The organism is Salmonella bongori NCTC 12419 (genome assembly GCF_000252995.1).
GTDB classification, from domain to species: domain Bacteria; phylum Pseudomonadota; class Gammaproteobacteria; order Enterobacterales; family Enterobacteriaceae; genus Salmonella; species Salmonella bongori.
Map to the genome: position 1 here is coordinate 2,032,228 of NC_015761.1, position 15,132 is coordinate 2,047,359.

Annotated in this window: 17 protein-coding genes and 2 pseudogenes; 5 read left to right on the forward strand and 14 right to left on the reverse strand. The window is 50.3% G+C overall.

Going from position 1 to position 15,132, the window contains the following annotated elements; translation table 11 throughout:
• Window positions 1-47: 47 nt before the first annotated feature.
• The 4 genes from alsE to SBG_RS09665 are packed head-to-tail and all read right to left on the reverse strand — an operon-like array spanning window position 48 to window position 2,759.
• Window positions 48-725, reverse strand: a complete 678-nt coding sequence (alsE, locus tag SBG_RS09650; RefSeq protein WP_000729143.1) for a D-allulose 6-phosphate 3-epimerase — start codon at window positions 723-725, stop codon at window positions 48-50.
• 22 nt (window positions 726-747) lie between these two features.
• On the reverse strand, window positions 748-2,010 hold the full coding sequence (locus SBG_RS09655; RefSeq protein WP_000938832.1) for a PTS ascorbate transporter subunit IIC: 1,263 nt from the start codon (window positions 2,008-2,010) through the stop codon (window positions 748-750).
• A 31-nt stretch (window positions 2,011-2,041) separates the two neighbouring features.
• A complete protein-coding gene (locus SBG_RS09660; protein WP_000756747.1) occupies window positions 2,042-2,308 on the reverse strand; it encodes a PTS sugar transporter subunit IIB in 267 nt (88 codons plus the stop codon).
• Window positions 2,309-2,318: 10 nt separating this feature from the next.
• Window positions 2,319-2,759: a PTS sugar transporter subunit IIA gene (locus tag SBG_RS09665; RefSeq protein WP_000633656.1), complete on the reverse strand. Its 441-nt coding sequence runs from the start codon at window positions 2,757-2,759 to the stop codon at window positions 2,319-2,321.
• A gap of 222 nt (window positions 2,760-2,981) precedes the next feature.
• On the opposite strand from SBG_RS09665, the gene SBG_RS09670 reads away from it, so the two are divergent.
• Window positions 2,982-4,034 (forward strand): LacI family DNA-binding transcriptional regulator, encoded by a 1,053-nt coding sequence (locus SBG_RS09670; protein ID WP_001193836.1) that lies wholly within the window; start codon window positions 2,982-2,984, stop codon window positions 4,032-4,034.
• A 50-nt stretch (window positions 4,035-4,084) separates the two neighbouring features.
• Here the strand turns inward: SBG_RS09670 and SBG_RS09675 are convergent, their stop codons facing one another.
• Window positions 4,085-5,047 carry a LysR family transcriptional regulator gene (locus SBG_RS09675; RefSeq protein WP_000606635.1) on the reverse strand — a complete coding sequence of 321 codons (963 nt, stop codon included), beginning with the start codon at window positions 5,045-5,047 and terminating at the stop codon, window positions 4,085-4,087.
• A 132-nt stretch (window positions 5,048-5,179) separates the two neighbouring features.
• On the opposite strand from SBG_RS09675, the gene SBG_RS09680 reads away from it, so the two are divergent.
• The 4 genes from SBG_RS09680 (at window position 5,180) to SBG_RS23155 (ending at window position 7,780) form a co-directional block, all read left to right on the forward strand.
• The gene (locus SBG_RS09680) at window positions 5,180-6,328 is read left to right on the forward strand and encodes an iron-containing alcohol dehydrogenase (protein ID WP_000368575.1); all 1,149 of its coding nucleotides are present in this window, start codon (window positions 5,180-5,182) and stop codon (window positions 6,326-6,328) included.
• Window positions 6,329-6,400: 72 nt separating this feature from the next.
• Window positions 6,401-7,228 (forward strand): SDR family oxidoreductase, encoded by an 828-nt coding sequence (locus SBG_RS09685; protein WP_000665845.1) that lies wholly within the window; start codon window positions 6,401-6,403, stop codon window positions 7,226-7,228.
• Between the two features lie 34 nt (window positions 7,229-7,262).
• Window positions 7,263-7,469: an ArdC family protein gene (locus tag SBG_RS23150; protein WP_141024959.1), complete on the forward strand. Its 207-nt coding sequence runs from the start codon at window positions 7,263-7,265 to the stop codon at window positions 7,467-7,469.
• Between the two features lie 53 nt (window positions 7,470-7,522).
• Entirely contained in the window at window positions 7,523-7,780 is a 258-nt protein-coding gene (locus SBG_RS23155) for a zincin-like metallopeptidase domain-containing protein (RefSeq protein WP_052308277.1), read from the forward strand.
• Between the two features lie 253 nt (window positions 7,781-8,033).
• On the opposite strand, the pseudogene SBG_RS09695 reads toward SBG_RS23155, so the two are convergent.
• From SBG_RS09695 to phsB, 9 genes and pseudogenes are all read right to left on the reverse strand, one after another.
• A pseudogene (locus tag SBG_RS09695) lies at window positions 8,034-8,411 on the reverse strand (RidA family protein).
• 325 nt (window positions 8,412-8,736) lie between these two features.
• Window positions 8,737-9,660, reverse strand: a complete 924-nt coding sequence (gene ldtA / locus SBG_RS09700; protein WP_001255206.1) for a L,D-transpeptidase — start codon at window positions 9,658-9,660, stop codon at window positions 8,737-8,739.
• A 77-nt stretch (window positions 9,661-9,737) separates the two neighbouring features.
• Window positions 9,738-9,929: pseudogene (locus SBG_RS21735) on the reverse strand (nicotinate-nucleotide--dimethylbenzimidazole phosphoribosyltransferase); the annotation flags it as partial.
• Between the two features lie 197 nt (window positions 9,930-10,126).
• Window positions 10,127-10,462 (reverse strand): DUF496 family protein, encoded by a 336-nt coding sequence (locus SBG_RS09705; protein WP_000450406.1) that lies wholly within the window; start codon window positions 10,460-10,462, stop codon window positions 10,127-10,129.
• A gap of 242 nt (window positions 10,463-10,704) precedes the next feature.
• Window positions 10,705-11,763 (reverse strand): FUSC family protein, encoded by a 1,059-nt coding sequence (locus tag SBG_RS09710; protein ID WP_001200852.1) that lies wholly within the window; start codon window positions 11,761-11,763, stop codon window positions 10,705-10,707.
• Between the two features lie 118 nt (window positions 11,764-11,881).
• On the reverse strand, window positions 11,882-12,349 hold the full coding sequence (gene sbmC / locus SBG_RS09715) for a DNA gyrase inhibitor SbmC (protein WP_000384325.1): 468 nt from the start codon (window positions 12,347-12,349) through the stop codon (window positions 11,882-11,884).
• 144 nt (window positions 12,350-12,493) lie between these two features.
• Complete coding sequence (gene dacD, locus SBG_RS09720) at window positions 12,494-13,666, reverse strand: serine-type D-Ala-D-Ala carboxypeptidase DacD (RefSeq protein ID WP_000925055.1); 1,173 nt, start codon at window positions 13,664-13,666, stop codon at window positions 12,494-12,496.
• Between the two features lie 122 nt (window positions 13,667-13,788).
• Window positions 13,789-14,553: a thiosulfate reductase cytochrome B subunit gene (phsC, locus tag SBG_RS09725; RefSeq protein WP_001092543.1), complete on the reverse strand. Its 765-nt coding sequence runs from the start codon at window positions 14,551-14,553 to the stop codon at window positions 13,789-13,791.
• Window positions 14,550-15,128 (reverse strand): thiosulfate reductase electron transport protein PhsB, encoded by a 579-nt coding sequence (gene phsB / locus SBG_RS09730; protein WP_001016243.1) that lies wholly within the window; start codon window positions 15,126-15,128, stop codon window positions 14,550-14,552. Before phsB ends, phsC begins: the two co-directional genes overlap by 4 nt.
• Window positions 15,129-15,132 lie beyond the last annotated feature (4 nt).

The window sequence follows — 15,132 nt, forward strand, 5'->3', positions numbered from 1 at the left end:
CTCTTTGCACTGCGCAATGGCTCAATACGGCTGAGCGCGCTGCAATTTTAGGCAGCGATTTCGCGCTGGTAGATATTGATCATTTTATCCCATGCATCGCTGACATTATCCGCCAGGGAGAACAGGCCCGAGGTTCCCACAATAAAGACGTCAACGCCCGACCGGGAGATAACATTGAAGGTTTTCTCGTTGCAGGAGCCGTCGATCTCGGTCAGATAGTGGTAACCATGCGCTTCGCGCATCGCAATCAGTTGTTTGATTTTGTTGAGTGATTCCGGGATAAACTTCTGGCCTGCGTAGCCCGGGTCAACCGACATGACGGTCACTTTATCCAGCAGGTGCGCGTACTCCTTAATAGCATCAGCCGGAGTGGCAGGGTTCAACACCACGCCGCAGCGACGACCCGCATCTTTAATCTGGTTCAGCAGACGGAAGATTTTGTTATTCGCCGTCTCCGGATGGAAGCTGATAATATCGGCCCCTGCATCAATGCACATTGGAATAATATCTTCCGGGTGATTCACCATCAGATGCACATCGATCGGCACATCGGTGATTTTTTTCAGGTTTTCGATAAAGAACGGTGACAGCGTAATGTTCTTCACATAGCTGCCATCCATAATATCGACGTGATAAAAATCAGCCCGACCGTTCATTGCCGTAATTTGCTCTCTGAACTGTGTTAAATCCATGCACATTAACGAGGGCGAAAATTTAGCCGCCATACCTCACCTCCAAATGAATTAATTAGTTAAACAGTGTCACGACATGCCCAAGAATGATGCCAACTACGCCGAAGTCCGCATCGCCAAAGGTAGTGGATGCAAAGCCAAGGTCGCCCATCAGTGGCAGCAAAATCGCAGGCAAAAATGAAATCAGCAGGCCGTGAGCGAATGCCCCCACCACCGCACCGCGTCGACCGCCGCAGATGTTGCCGTAAACGCCCGCCGTCGCGCCGCAGAAGAAGTGCGGCACCAGGCCAGGAACGATGACGCTTAAGCCAAACAGCGGGCACAGGAACATACTCACCAGACCTGCGGCAAAACTTGACAGGAAGCCGACGATCACCGCGTTCGGAGCGAATGGAAAGACTGTTGGGCAGTCGAGCGCCGGTTTAGCATCTTTCACCAGCTTGTCGGCGATACCTTTAAAGGCCGGAACAATTTCGGCAATAATCATGCGCACACCGGCAAGGATGATCCACACGCCCGCCGCGAAGGTCAGCGACTGGATAATGGCGAAAATGATAAAGTTCTGACCACCACTGATGCTGCCCTCAACAAACTCTTTGCCTGCGACCAGTACCAGAATCAGGAACAGAATCATCATCGTCAGCGAGATGGCGACCGAGGAGTCACGCAGGAAGTTCAGCGATTTCGGCACCTTCAGCTCTTCAATCGACGGGCTGCCTTTACCGATCGCTTTCCCCACCAGCGCTGACAGCAGATAGCCAGTTGAACCAAAGTGGCCCAGCGCCAGGTCATCAGTGCCTGTAATTTTGCGGGTAAACGGCTGCAGAATGGCTGGAGAGACCACCATCATGATGCCGAGGATCACCGCTCCTACCAGTACGACCCAGAACGGCGACAGACCGCCGACAGAGAGGATGACAGCCAGCATCGCCGACATATACAGCGTGTGGTGCCCCGTCAGGAAGATGTACTTCAGCGGCGTAATACGGGCAAGGACAATGTTAAACAACATCCCCAGCACCATGATCATTGCCGTCGCGGTACCGTAGTTTTTCTGCGCCAGCGCCGCCATAGCGTCAGTATTGGGTACGACTCCCTGAATATGGAATGAGTGTTCAAAAAGCTGGCTAAACGTTGTTAACGTCGTGGCGATAATCGCCGCCCCGGATGTTAATATCACAAAACCCATTATGGTTTTGAAGGTTCCGGAAATAACATCGGAAACTGCTTTTTTCTGCAATAATAAGCCAATCAGGGAAAACAGACCGACCAGTATTGCTGGTGTGCCCAACACATCATGAATAATAAACTGCAGCATAGAATGACTCCGTAAGGCCGCAAATAATTAATCAGAGATTCTCGGAAAGAATTTCTTTGATTTTATTGTTGTCCAACAAATTAGATAAACCAAAAACCTGTGCAGAATGGCCGGATAAATGCTCAGCAATATCCCTGGCGCTAAGAATAATATCGGCAGTTTCGCTTTTTGCCGAAGTTAAGTCGGTATGGGAAACCTCAGCTTCTTTACTCAGCTCTTTAATAATTTTTTTTACATTCATTTCAACGATAAAGCTACTGCCTAAACCGTTACCGCAAACAATCAGAACCTTTTTCATTTCTACCTCACTATCCGTTGATAACGGTTTGAATTGTTTCTAATGATGATGCTTTCAGCAGTGCTGAGAGTCGTTCATCATCACTAAAAATGTCCGCCAGTGCTGTAATCATATTGATGTGCTCATCTCCTGAAAGCGCACACAGCATAATCACAACGTAAATAGGGTCATTTTCTTCCGCGTCAAAAGAAACGCCTTGCTTAATATGTAAAAGCGATAAGCCATTTTTAATTGCCCCTTGTTCCGGGCGAGCATGAGGCATCGCCAGACCAGGCGCCAAAACATAATAAGGGCCAAGTTTTTCATGGCTGTTAAAAATGGCCTGAACATAATCTTCAGTAATCGCCTCTTTCGCCAATAAGGGTTGAGCCGATAACGTAATTGCCTGTTTCCAGTCACTGACTGAATCTACAATCTGGATATTATTCGCAGTTAACCAGGTTGTAATCATAAATACCCCGATAGCGTTGAAAGTGAGCCTACTATAGTGGAATGTCTTCGCGGCTTACCGTGATCTGCATCTCAAAGTTAGCGCTAACACAGTAACAATGTTAAAATTCTTGTTACCGCTAACTTTGTTATCCATACTTATCATTACTTTGCAGTTGGGCAATGCGCAAAATGCCAAACATCATTTACAATGGCTGCCCAGTCAGGCGAAAGGAGGACATCAGTGCAGACGTTAGAAGCGGACGATAGCGCGAGAGAAAAACGCAGGAAAAACACCGGTAAAATTACGCTCGCTGAAGTGGCAAAACTGGTCGGCGTCAGCACGATGACAGTGTCACGCGCGTTACGCATGCCTGAAAAAGTGAATCCTGAATTGCGCACACGTATTGAAGCAGCGGTAAACGAGCTGGGCTATGTGCCAAATCTGCAGGCCCGCAACCTTGCCTCTGCCGACTCCAGCCTGGTGATGGGCGTGGTTCCCTCATTTTCCTCCCCGGGCTTTCTTGCCGTCTCCGAAACACTGCAGACGGTGCTCACGACCCAGGGCTACAGCATGATGTTTATCGAGTCCGGCCAGGGTGGACAGAGTGAAGAAAAAGCTTTTGCGCAGATGCTTGCATACAACCCGGCAGCGATTGTTCAATTCAATATTGATAACATCAGCAGTTGTTCGCAGATGATAAGTAACACCGGCGTGCCGGTGGTTGAGATCGGTGCCATCAATCGTGATGCAAGCTGGGTCAGCATTGGTGTTGACTACGCTGCAGCCATCAAAAAACTGGTCACATCGCTTGTACAGGCAGGATATAAAAATATCGGCCTGCTTTGCACTGCTTCCAATAACATTATGTTTCGCCAGGTACTGAGCGGTTGGAACAGCGCTATGCTCTCCGTTAACCACTCTCCGCATCGCGTGGTTACCTCTCACCTGCCGGCAGGCATTACGACCGGCCTAAACCTGCTCGGCGATATTCGTATCACCTGGCCTGAGCTGGATGCGCTGATTTGCACATCCGATGAAATCGCCTGCGGTTGCATTATGGCCTGCCATGGTGCGGGGCAAAAAGTGCCCGACTCTCTGGCACTGGCAAGCCTGAGTGGGGGGACTCTTGCCGCCGTTTGCTCACCGGCGCTGACTGCCGTCGAATTCCCCTGGAGTGAAACGGGAACCCTCGCAGGACAAACATTGCTTGATCTACTGGCGGGCAATTCGACGGATAAATCCATTGAATTACCTTCAACGTTACAAGTTCGCGCCAGCACCAGAAAGCAGTAGTGTGGTGACATATTTATTGATTTGTTATCCCGCCGAATACGGCAGGATAGCTATGAGTATCCTGACGTCCCCTGAATATGCGCCAGGCTGATATCTTCAGCAGATAACGCAACGTCCTGCCTGTTGGCTAAGCGTTCAATCGCAAGGTCGATGAAGCGGCGAACCCTGAGCGGTTGTGCGACACGACTTCCGTAATACAAAAATAAGCTGTGTATATCGGTAATAGTCTCAGGTAACAGCGGAACAAGCTGACCTGTTCGAATATATTGCGCCGCCGTCGGCCCAGCCAGTTGCGCAATGACCTCCCCCATCAATACAGCATGTAACTCCAGCATCTCATCATTGGTCGACATAGCAGGGTTAACATGATGATCCTGCACATTGTCACCGGACTTCACTGTCCAGGGGATCAGGCGCCCGGTTGCGGCATGGCGAAACACGCTACACCGGTGGGCGCTGAGATCGTGCAGCGTTTTCGGTACGCCATATTTACGCAAATAGGCTGGTGAAGCACAAATGATCAACTGTAGGGGGAACAAGCGACGGGCAATCAGCCCTTCCTGCGGCGAAACGCTGATACGAAAACCGACATCCACTCGCTTCTCAACCCAGTTAGTTATCCCGTCATCAAGTTGCACATCGGGCTGAACTTCCGGGTAGAGTCGGCTGTATTCAATCAGCACGGGCTTAATAACCTGCTGAACTACTGAACGCGGACCGACGATACGTAACGGTCCGGCAAACTCCTCGCGCGTCTGTTGTACCGTCGCCAGCGCCTGTTGCAGTCCCATTAATGCAGGTTTTGCCGCTTCAAAGAAACGTTGTCCCTCCTCCGTTAATGACATATTTCGCGTGGTACGGTGGAACAACCTCACCCCCAGATGCGTTTCCAGTTGTTTTAAGGCTTTGCTCGCCGCCTGGGGTGATATCTGCTGAGCATCTGCGGCTTTGCTCAGGCTTCCCAGCTCAACCGTACGGACAAACGTCGTCATAGAGTGCAATTCATTAATCATGGTCGCTTCCACTTATTTACATCATTTAGTTGTAACTGATTCATCCAGTTACCGTCTAGTTGGTTGTAAATCATTTTCTTATAGTAGTGGCACTTCGCAAATATCGGGACTTAATTTCAGAGAGGCAGTGAGATGGATAACTTCAGTTTTTATAATCCGACCCGTATTGAGTTCGGCTCAGACAAAGAAAAGCTTATTGGCCAGATTCTGGCTGAACATAACGTCAAAAATGTCCTGCTGGCTTATGGCAGCGAGCGCATCAAACACGATGGCTTGTTTGTGACGATTAGCCAGAGCCTGACGCAGCATGGGATCCGCTATGTTGAGTTTGGCGGCATTGTCAGTAACCCGTTACTCTCTAAAGTCCGGGAAGGTATTCAGGCGGCGCGGGAACATCAGGTTGATGCGGTGTTGAGCGTGGGCGGCGGCTCGGTGCTTGATAGCGCCAAATCCATTGCAGCAGGTACCCTGTATGAGGGGGATGTCTGGGATCTGTTTATTGGTAAAGGGCAGATCCATGCAGCGTTACCGGTGTTTTCGATTATGACGCTTGCGGCAACCGGCAGCGAAATGAACAGCGGCGCCGTCATCACCAATGATGTCACCCGGGAGAAGTTTGCTCTTCACTCTGTACATACATTTCCGAAAGTCTCTGTCGTCAATCCGGCGCTGATGCAGACCGTTTCCCGTGATTATCTGGTCTATTCCGCCGCCGACATTATCGCCCATTCGATTGAAGGCTATTTCACCGCAGCGGTACAACCAAAAATTCAGTCGCGTCTGGTTGAATCAGTGATTGCCACGGTACTGGAAACAACAGAACTGTTGTTAAAAGATCCGGGCGATTACAACGCCCGCGCCGAATTTGCCTGGGCGTCCACGCTGGCGCTAAATGGGCTGACTTATGCCGGTACCTCGGGCTTTAGCTACCCTAACCACATGATTGAACACTCACTTTCCGCGCTGTTTAACGTCCCGCACGGGGCGGGATTATCGGTGGTCATGCCTGCGTGGATGAAGTGGTATCACAGCCAAAACCCGGCACAGTTTGCGCGCTTTACCCGGACGCTGTTTGGTAAAGAAACCGCAGAAGAAGGCATTGCCGCGCTTGAAACGTGGTTCGATAAAATTGGCACACCGACCCGTCTGTCACAGTTAGGCATTACAGAGGCCGATATGCCAGCCATACTGGAGAACCTGAAAGGAAATACCCGCTGGTTTGGCCTGGCGGAGACCTATACTCAGGAAACGCTGACCACCATTCTTAAACTGGCGTTATAACACTAAACCGCAAAGATGTGCGCTGACGAAAAAGCACGGCGCACATTCGCCCATGAGATTGAGGTATTTTGCATGAAAGAAGTCATTGTTGTTATTGGCAGTGGGGCCATTGCCCAGGCGATTGCGCGAAGAGTCGGCGTGGGTAAGCATATTTTGCTGGCAGATATCAAATCCGAAAATACCCAGCAAGCTGAAAACACCCTGACCCGCGCAGGTTTCACGGTCAGTACCGCAATTGTCGATGTCGCTTGCCGAAAATCCATACAGGATTTAGTCGAAATAGCGACCCAGTATGGCGAAATTAAAGGGGTAATCAACACGGCAGGCTTATCCCCTTCACAGGCCAAAGCACAGGATATTCTGCGCGTGGATTTGTATGGCACTGCGGTGGTATTTGAAGAGTTCGGGAAAGTCATTGCACCGGGTGGCTCCGCCGTGGTGATTGGCTCTCAGTCCAGCCACCGCCTGAATATTGATGCGCTTTCACAGGCACAGGCTGATGCGCTGGCAACCCTGTCACCGGAGACATTGCTGGAACTGCCGCTGGTTAAAGAAATTGATGACAGCCTGTACGCCTATCAAATCTCTAAACGCGGGAATGCGCTGCGGGTGATGGCCGAGGCCGTGAAATGGGGGAAACGCGGGGCTCGCATCAACTGTATCAGCGCGGGGATTGTTTTCACCCCTCTGGCCTACGATGAACTGACCAGCACTGAACGTGGCGATTTTTACCGAAACATGCTTGAAAAGTCACCTGCCGGGCGCGGCGGAACGCCGGATGAGATTGGCGCGTTAGCCGAATTTCTGTTCGGGCCAGCGGGAACGTACATCAGCGGCAGCGATATTCTGATTGATGGTGGCGTGACGGCCTCTTATAAGTACGGAGAACTCCGCCCCTGAATCGTTTTTGTTTACATAAAAAACTTCATTCTAAGTGGGCGGCAATGTCCGCAAGGGTGAGAAATCCTCGCTGGCAGTACTGTATCTACCACAGGAAAAAGAGGTGCTGGACAGCAACGGTGCGCCCGTAGCGGGTAAAGATGGCAACCCGCAGGTTCGCCATTTTGCGCTCGTACGGGAGTTCCGGTTGTTTAACGTGGCACTCTGTGAGGGTCTGCCTGCCGCCTTTTTGAGCCGATAGCCCAGATTGATGCGCCACAGGAGACAGCAGAAGCGATCAGGCGATACTCCGGGGTGCCGGTTATCCACCGCCGCCAGCAGCGGGCATATTACTATCCTTCGCGGGATATTGTCGTGCTGCCGCATCCGGAACAGTTCGACAGTCAGGCGCACTATTACAGTACCCTGCTGCATGAACTGACCCACGCGACCGGACATGCCTCGCGGCTCAACCGGGAAGCGATAACCTGTGGTGCGGTGCAGTTTGGTAATTCGCTATTTGAAATGTCCGCTGATAGCACAGGCTGTGCGAAAACCCTAACCAAAAACTGAAGTGCGTGAGGCTATGCAAAATCTGGAATCGATCGACTGCTCAACCAGCGTCAAATTTTACGTAGGAGCGCATTTTTCGGCTCGGTTCTTGGCTGTTTCTGCGATCACTAACGTTTTCACACAGCCTGAGCACGAAGCGGATCTATTGAGGAGTCGTGAGGTCTATTGCGGGCGAGGCGCGGACACTTAACTCTGGCTTGATAAAATCACATTAGAATTGAACAGTTGTCACTATCCGACAATGGGCATTGAATCAAAGGCCGAATATAGCCTCAATTTCTATTGAGAGGTCAGGTGAGAAGAGGCGGCTGACTTCGACGAGCGAACTGGCTGGCAAATGATCACCATAATTTCGATACAGTACTTTGCGTAGCTCATTGATCTCCTCAAAAGAGGTGATGAAGATGGTCATTTTGATTAGCGCCGAAAAATCTGTACCTTCTACGCTGGCAATTTTTCTGATTTGGCTGAATATTTCTTCAGCCTACTCAGCAATGCCCTGGTGTTGGGCCACTGTGCCAAACGCCGTCATACCTGAAATATAGAGCGTGTTACTATGCTTTACTGAATGAACATAAGGGGCCTTTGCTTCGCCTAATTCAGAATATTTTTTTCTTATTAGGTTGCTCATACCAATGATCCTTTTGAAGGAGAACAAGCCACAACCTTACCATTCCATTGTGAATATTTAACGTTGATTGGCATAACATAAAGTATGCAACGTCCTCTGGCACAAAGCCGACTGCCATATCTATCTACGGCCAGAACAATAACCTAAAGTGTGATGCACATAGCATTTTTAATCAGGTGTATCATTTGGGGCCTTATTGAGGGCCTCATTTTAACATTTAAAAATAAATCAATTAAAATTCAAAGAGATATATTAGATATCGCATCCAGTCAGAGGAGCCAGATTCAGAAAAGCCTGCCTTCGGGCAGGCTTTTTGCTTTCATCATTACCCTGATGTCAGGCTGACATTAACTGGCATTCCTGAACGCCGCTCCAGCACCTCGTCAACCCGGGAGGCATCAACGCTATCTCCTGTGATAAACGCGCGTAACACTGGCGTAACGGGTAATGGTACTTTTTTATCTGATTCAAATTCAGCACGGTTGCGCGATAGCGGTTCGTGTACCTCCAGCCAACGACTGCCGTCCGGCTCCTTTGAAAATTTAACGGGTCGATCAATAATCTGCACACGTGTTCCGACAGGAACATTGTCAAATAAATATTTAATATCGTCATTACGCAAACGGATACAGCCCTGACTGACGCGAAGACCAATGCCAAAGTTAGCATTAGTGCCATGAATAGCATATAACCGGCCAATATATAACGCGTACAATCCCATCGGATTATCCGGCCCCGCTGGCACCATAGCAGGCAGAGTTTTTCCCTCTTTCGCATATTCCCGACGCGTATTGGCCGTTGGCACCCAAACCGGGCCATCTTGTTTTCGTTCAACTGCAGTCACCCAGTTACGCGGCGTTTCACGGCCAGCCTGACCAATACCAATGGGCAACACCTCGACCGTATTCGTACCTTCAGGATAATAATAAAGGCGCATCTCGGCGACGTTTACCACAATACCTTCCCGAACGGTATCAGGCAGGATTAACTGCCGGGGCACGACCAGCGTAGACCCCGAAGCAGGTAAAAACACATCGACGCCGGGATTGGCTTCAAGCATATTGCTCAGCCCTTGTCCATACCGGGCGGCAAATGCTTCTAAGGGCTGAGTATTGTTCTGTGGTATAGCGATTGTGGCAGGATGTCCAACCAGACGGCTACCCTCTGGCGGCAACGGATAGCTTACAGCGAACACCGTTTGGCTTATCAGCAATACGAAAAATGGAAAAAAAAGTATTACACGACGCATTATATCCCTTCCTCTGTCACGGCAGGTGTGCGGTAAGTATAGCTTTTTTCTCACATTGCTGATTTTATGCTCCGGGGCTATATTGCGTTTGCTTGCATATCCGGCAGGACAATATTACTGCTCGCCAGCTCTCCCATGTTGTGGAATATCACGCAGGCAGCTTCAACGATGGGTATCGCCAGCGCCGCTGAATAGGAAAGAAAGCCACCCAACAATACTGGTAAACCACACCGTGCCGCGCCCAGCATCACACCCGCCATCCCAACCATACGGGTTGAATGTAGCGCATAGTGGTAACGTGGTGGTGATGCTGGACCGGGGACGTTATGACGTCGCACGACTGCAAAGGAAACTGGCGGAGAAGAGACTGGCCGTACACTGGATAAAACAACATTGACTCAAGATGATGGCCGACGAGGTTAAGATGCAGTGAGAGCCCGTTGCAAGCTCTCACTGCCATAGTGCATTATTCGGCTTTTGCTTCAGCGTGCTTCATTTCGCCCATCGCTTTCAACTTTTTGGAAATGTCACGACGTTCTTTAGAGATTTCGGCGTTTTTGATAATGTAATCATCAACACGATCTTCATAGTCGCTTTTCATGCTGGCGATGATGCCCTGAATCGCCTCAACGCTCATACCTGGCTTGATATAGTCGCTCAGGTTGTCCAGCAGCAGTACACGCTTCTGGTTGTCACGGATCTTCTTCTCAATGTCCTGAATTTCACGCTGCAGTTTATTTTTGCGACGGAACAGACGAACAAACTCCAGCACGTCCTGGAAAGAAGGCTTGGTTGTTTCCATTTTTACACCCCTGATAATGTGAGATTCGGATTCGTTAAGCAACCGCTAGTGGATAAACATTACGTTTATCCCCGTCATACTTCAAGCCGACAGGAGAAGCGCCATTGTATCGCCGCCTGTGAGGACCTGAGCGTTCGGGGATAAACCGTTGCCTGTAACACCCATTTTATCCTTTATTTGTATCATACTCTTAATCGCTGCTGAATCGAAGCAGCAACAAATTCATTCATCCTGTCTGCTTTTTATTTGCGCAAAGCCCGGCAGATCAAATGCGAAAGCAGCTCCAGCTGTCGCGCGGTTTCCATACTAAGCCAAACATAGCCGTGGATAGGTGTTTCAGCCACCGCGTCATTCTGCTGCTCATGCATTAATTGCCGCAACTCAGCAACAATGTCATTCAGTTTACCGGTATTTGCCAGCACCGGCTGCGGATTGCCTTCATATAACGCATGGGCAATCATCAATAAGGTTTGCTGTGTCATATGCTGGGTTTCGCGCAATGTATGCGCGTTAAGCATGACAAAATGGCTGGCGCGCGTCGCCCAGTGGGCATTGATTTGTAATTCAAGCATACAGACCAGATTGCGGTTAATGGTCTGAATAGCCTCGAAAATTGATTTTTGTATCCGGGTTTCCTTACTGGCTGGCGTTATCAGCCCGCGCATTTTGACCACATCGTTCAGCAACCGTTGCAAATGCTTATCCAGACGAGGACGCTCCAGCAAATTTGGCGACAGCGCAGCCTGGTAAACACGATTGTACGCTGTGACACAATGCGCCAGTTGAATACGCCAGTGCAAAAAGGCGCGCTGCGGCCAGATGCCTGTAAATAACATCGCCAGTAGCGATCCCAAAATCACATCGCCGCCACGCCATAATGCCGTATCCATATCGCCGGCAGGAGCCCCAACAACAACAGCAAGCGTTATGCCTATCAGTAGCGCCTGATACGGTTTTTTCCCCAGGGCCAGCCACCCGCACAAAAACATCGCCACCGCACACCACAGCAGCATCAGCGGTAAGGAAAATAGCTCCAGACGTAACGCCACCAGCCCTAAAGCGGCCCCCAGAATCGTTCCGCCTATGCGTTCAAAGGCGCGGGGAACCACATTCCCCCAGAACGAGATGGGCCCCATAATCACCACTAACGTGATCAGCGGCCATGTACCTTCAGGAATAGAAAACAGACGAACCAACAGAAAGGTAAGAATGAACGCCAGGGCGATACGTATGCCATGCACGATGCGATAGTGACGGTACAACCGTATTTCAAAAGGGCTTAATGACTTATCGGCACGCACGCTTGCACTCCTTACGGGAATGGCAAAAAATGCATTGTACCTGCTTTATAGCAAAAATAGCGCACTGGCGGACGGAACACATTATCCGTCCGCTCTTTTCAGGTGGAAAACCAGTCGCTCACTTCCGCTGTACCGGAATATACATTTCAATATCCCAGTATCCATCTTCCATGCCGTTATTCAGATAGATTTCAAAACAGGGCGCAGAAGCTATCTGATAAGCGCTATCCTGCTCCAGGACGTCAAAAAACCGTTCCCACGGCTTCGCAAAGTCCCGATCTTCCACTCGCGCGACAGCAGTAGCATATTCGCCGCCTTCGATGGCGGTCACGATTACGCCTTCGCTATTGTCCGGCAGTATGAAATTCTCTGCCACAGACACAACGGTATCGCAGCGGAGTTTTTCCGCAGGTACGACATCTGGATTGTCGTAATAGACGGCAATCCATTCAACTGGCACGATCCGCTGTCGATCCACCCACGTCATCAGTTGTTCAAAACCCTGCTTCACGGTGTGTTCCCATGGACCGACCATGTGGAAACCGGCTATCTTGCGTTTTTGTTCCTGCCTGATTTCGTAATCCATGCTGCCTCCGTTATTTTACTGTATGTATGTACAGTATAATTACAGCCTTTTGCGGTCACAAGGACAGAGTGAACATTTTGTGAGCGACCTCGCACTCCCACCCTTTTGACGCCTCAGGGACGGTGAACGGCATGTTACAACGGCTTACGCTTTATGGTGAAAATAGTCGCTCAGACGAGAGAACATGCTGCCTTTACCAATCGCTTCCAGCGTGACCAGCGGCCACTGGGCGATCAGTTTATCCCGATCATAAAGCTCTATTTCCCCTACCCGCTGATGAGCGGCAATTGGCGCTTCCAGATCTTTTTTATCAAGCACATATTTTGCTTTGATATTCGGAATTTCAGTTTTAGGCAATGCCATCCAGAAATCCTGTTCTGTACCCAGCGCAATGTTTTCTTTGTCGCCATACCAGATTCGCTCGCTGCCCACTTTTTTGCCGCGGTGCAGAATCTGTACTGTCGCAAAATTTTGCTGGCCCCACTGCAACAGTTTTCGCGCCTGTTCTTCACGTCCTTTTGAGCTTTTCGCCCCCATAACCACTGCGATAAGTCGACGTTGTCCGTCCACCGCCGACGCAATGAGGTTGAATCCCGCCCCGGACGTATGCCCGGTTTTAAGCCCATCAATATGCATTGTCTTATCCCACAGTAAACCGTTACGGTTCTGCTGCGTGATGCCGTTCCAGGTCAGGCTTTTCTCGCTGTACATGTGATAAAACTCAGGTTCGCCGTGAATGATCGCCCGGGAGAGTACGGCCAGATCATATGCAGAACTATGTTGTCCCGGCGCATCCAACCCGTGGACAGTTTCAAAATGGGTATCCTGTAAATTAAGTTTTTTCACATAGCTGTTCATCATCGCCACAAACTGCGGCTGCCCGCCCGCGATATAATCCGCCAGCGCTACACAAGCATCGTTACCGGAATCCACAATTAAGCCACGGCTTAAGTCGCGCACCGACACGTGGTCGCCTTCTTTTAAAAACATCAGCGAGGAGCCGACAAAAACCGGATTATCCTTTGCCCAGGCGTCACGCCCGACGGTGACGATATCGTCAGGACTGATACGATGGCTATCGATAGCGCGATCGACGACGTAACCCGTCATGAGTTTTGTCAGGCTGGCGGGATTGCGTTGCTGGTGTTCATTACCGGCGGTAAGAACCTGTCCCGTAGTATAATCCATCAACACCCAGGCGCCTGCATCAATGGCTGGCGGTTGGGGAGCAAAACTTACGGTATCAGCCGCAAGCGCAGGAGAAAGGTGCATTGCGAATAAAGAAGCGGCAATAAACAAACGGCGTTTCAACAGCATGTCCTCAGGATTGTCTAATTTGCCGTTCTTTTTACGGAAGTTCAGTTAAACAAACATGGATAAATTGCAAGAAAATGTGACACAAGGCACATTTTCTTGCTGATTTCAGATAGTGAACACCGTCAAACGACAGACTTATCCTTACGCGGCGAACTACGATGACGATGGTAGCCGTCAACCATGCTACGGAAGATTTGCCCCGGCGTGTCGCCCAGGGTACACAAGTAAAGATGCGCACAAATAAACAGTAATCCGATCATCGCCAGTACCATATGCAGTACCAGCATCACCGGCCCCGAACCTGCTACCTGCGGGTAGAGACACAGTAAACCAGTGATCATTAGCAGCGGCACCAGTGCATACATAATTGCCAGATATGCCAGCTGTTGCAGTGGATTGAACTTATTCTGCTCTGTCGCCGTATAGGGATGCCCTTCCCCCTTCATGATGCCAAAAAGGTAAAAACGTGTCTGGCGTATGCAGCGCGTCACCAGCCCGGAAAAATTTACCCGATAGTGGCGCCCGTTACCTGTGGTGAGATTGATCAGCACAAACCCAACCCAGAAGGCCAGTAAAGCAAAACCACACCAGGTATGTACCTGCACCATGAGCGCTACGGGGCCGAACGAAAAGTGGCCAAATAACCCGCTTAATAGCAATAAAATAAACAGTAACGCATTTCCCCAGTGCCAGCGACGAATCGCCAGTGAGTAGAGATAGTCGCGATGCTCTTCGCCGCCCGCCGTTTTTGGCGCCAGCATCCGGCGCAATAACGCATGGATAACCAGCCCGACAAGCATAAGCAGCACCACGATTCCGGCATAAATTAACCATAGCGGCCAATAATCCGGCGCATAGTGTAGTTCCGCTCCCCAGATAGTATTCATGCTTTCCCCTCCTGATGGACTTCTTTACGACGGTACAAACTAACTGCGCCGCTACGCGCCTCCTGGTGGCGATAGACCTCTTTCTGACCGACCCAGCGCTGGATCTCGCTCTCATCCAGTCTGCCGAATGTCAACGCGTCCGTAGGGCAAACGGATACACACGCCGGAGACTGGCCCGCCGCCAGCCGGGTATCAGCACAGAAGTTGCACTTGTCGGCGACGCCGGTTTGCGGATTCAGATAGCGCACATGGAAAGGACACGCGGCAACACAATAATCGCAGCCAATACAGCGCGATTTATCGACCTGCACGATCCCGTTTTCATCACGATATGACGCCCCGGTAGGACAAACGCTGACACATGGCGCATTTTCACAGTGCTGACAAGAGACGCGGACAAATTGAAAATGGGTTAGTGCGTTGGATGCCTGTTCAGGGGCGCGAATTTGTACCTGTACGCGGCTAAATCCCTCTGGCACGTTATTAAGCACTTTGCAGGCAACGGTACACGCCTGGCAGCCGATACAACGCTTTTCATCATGCAACATGACGTACTGGTTCGTTAAATGATTCATGGTT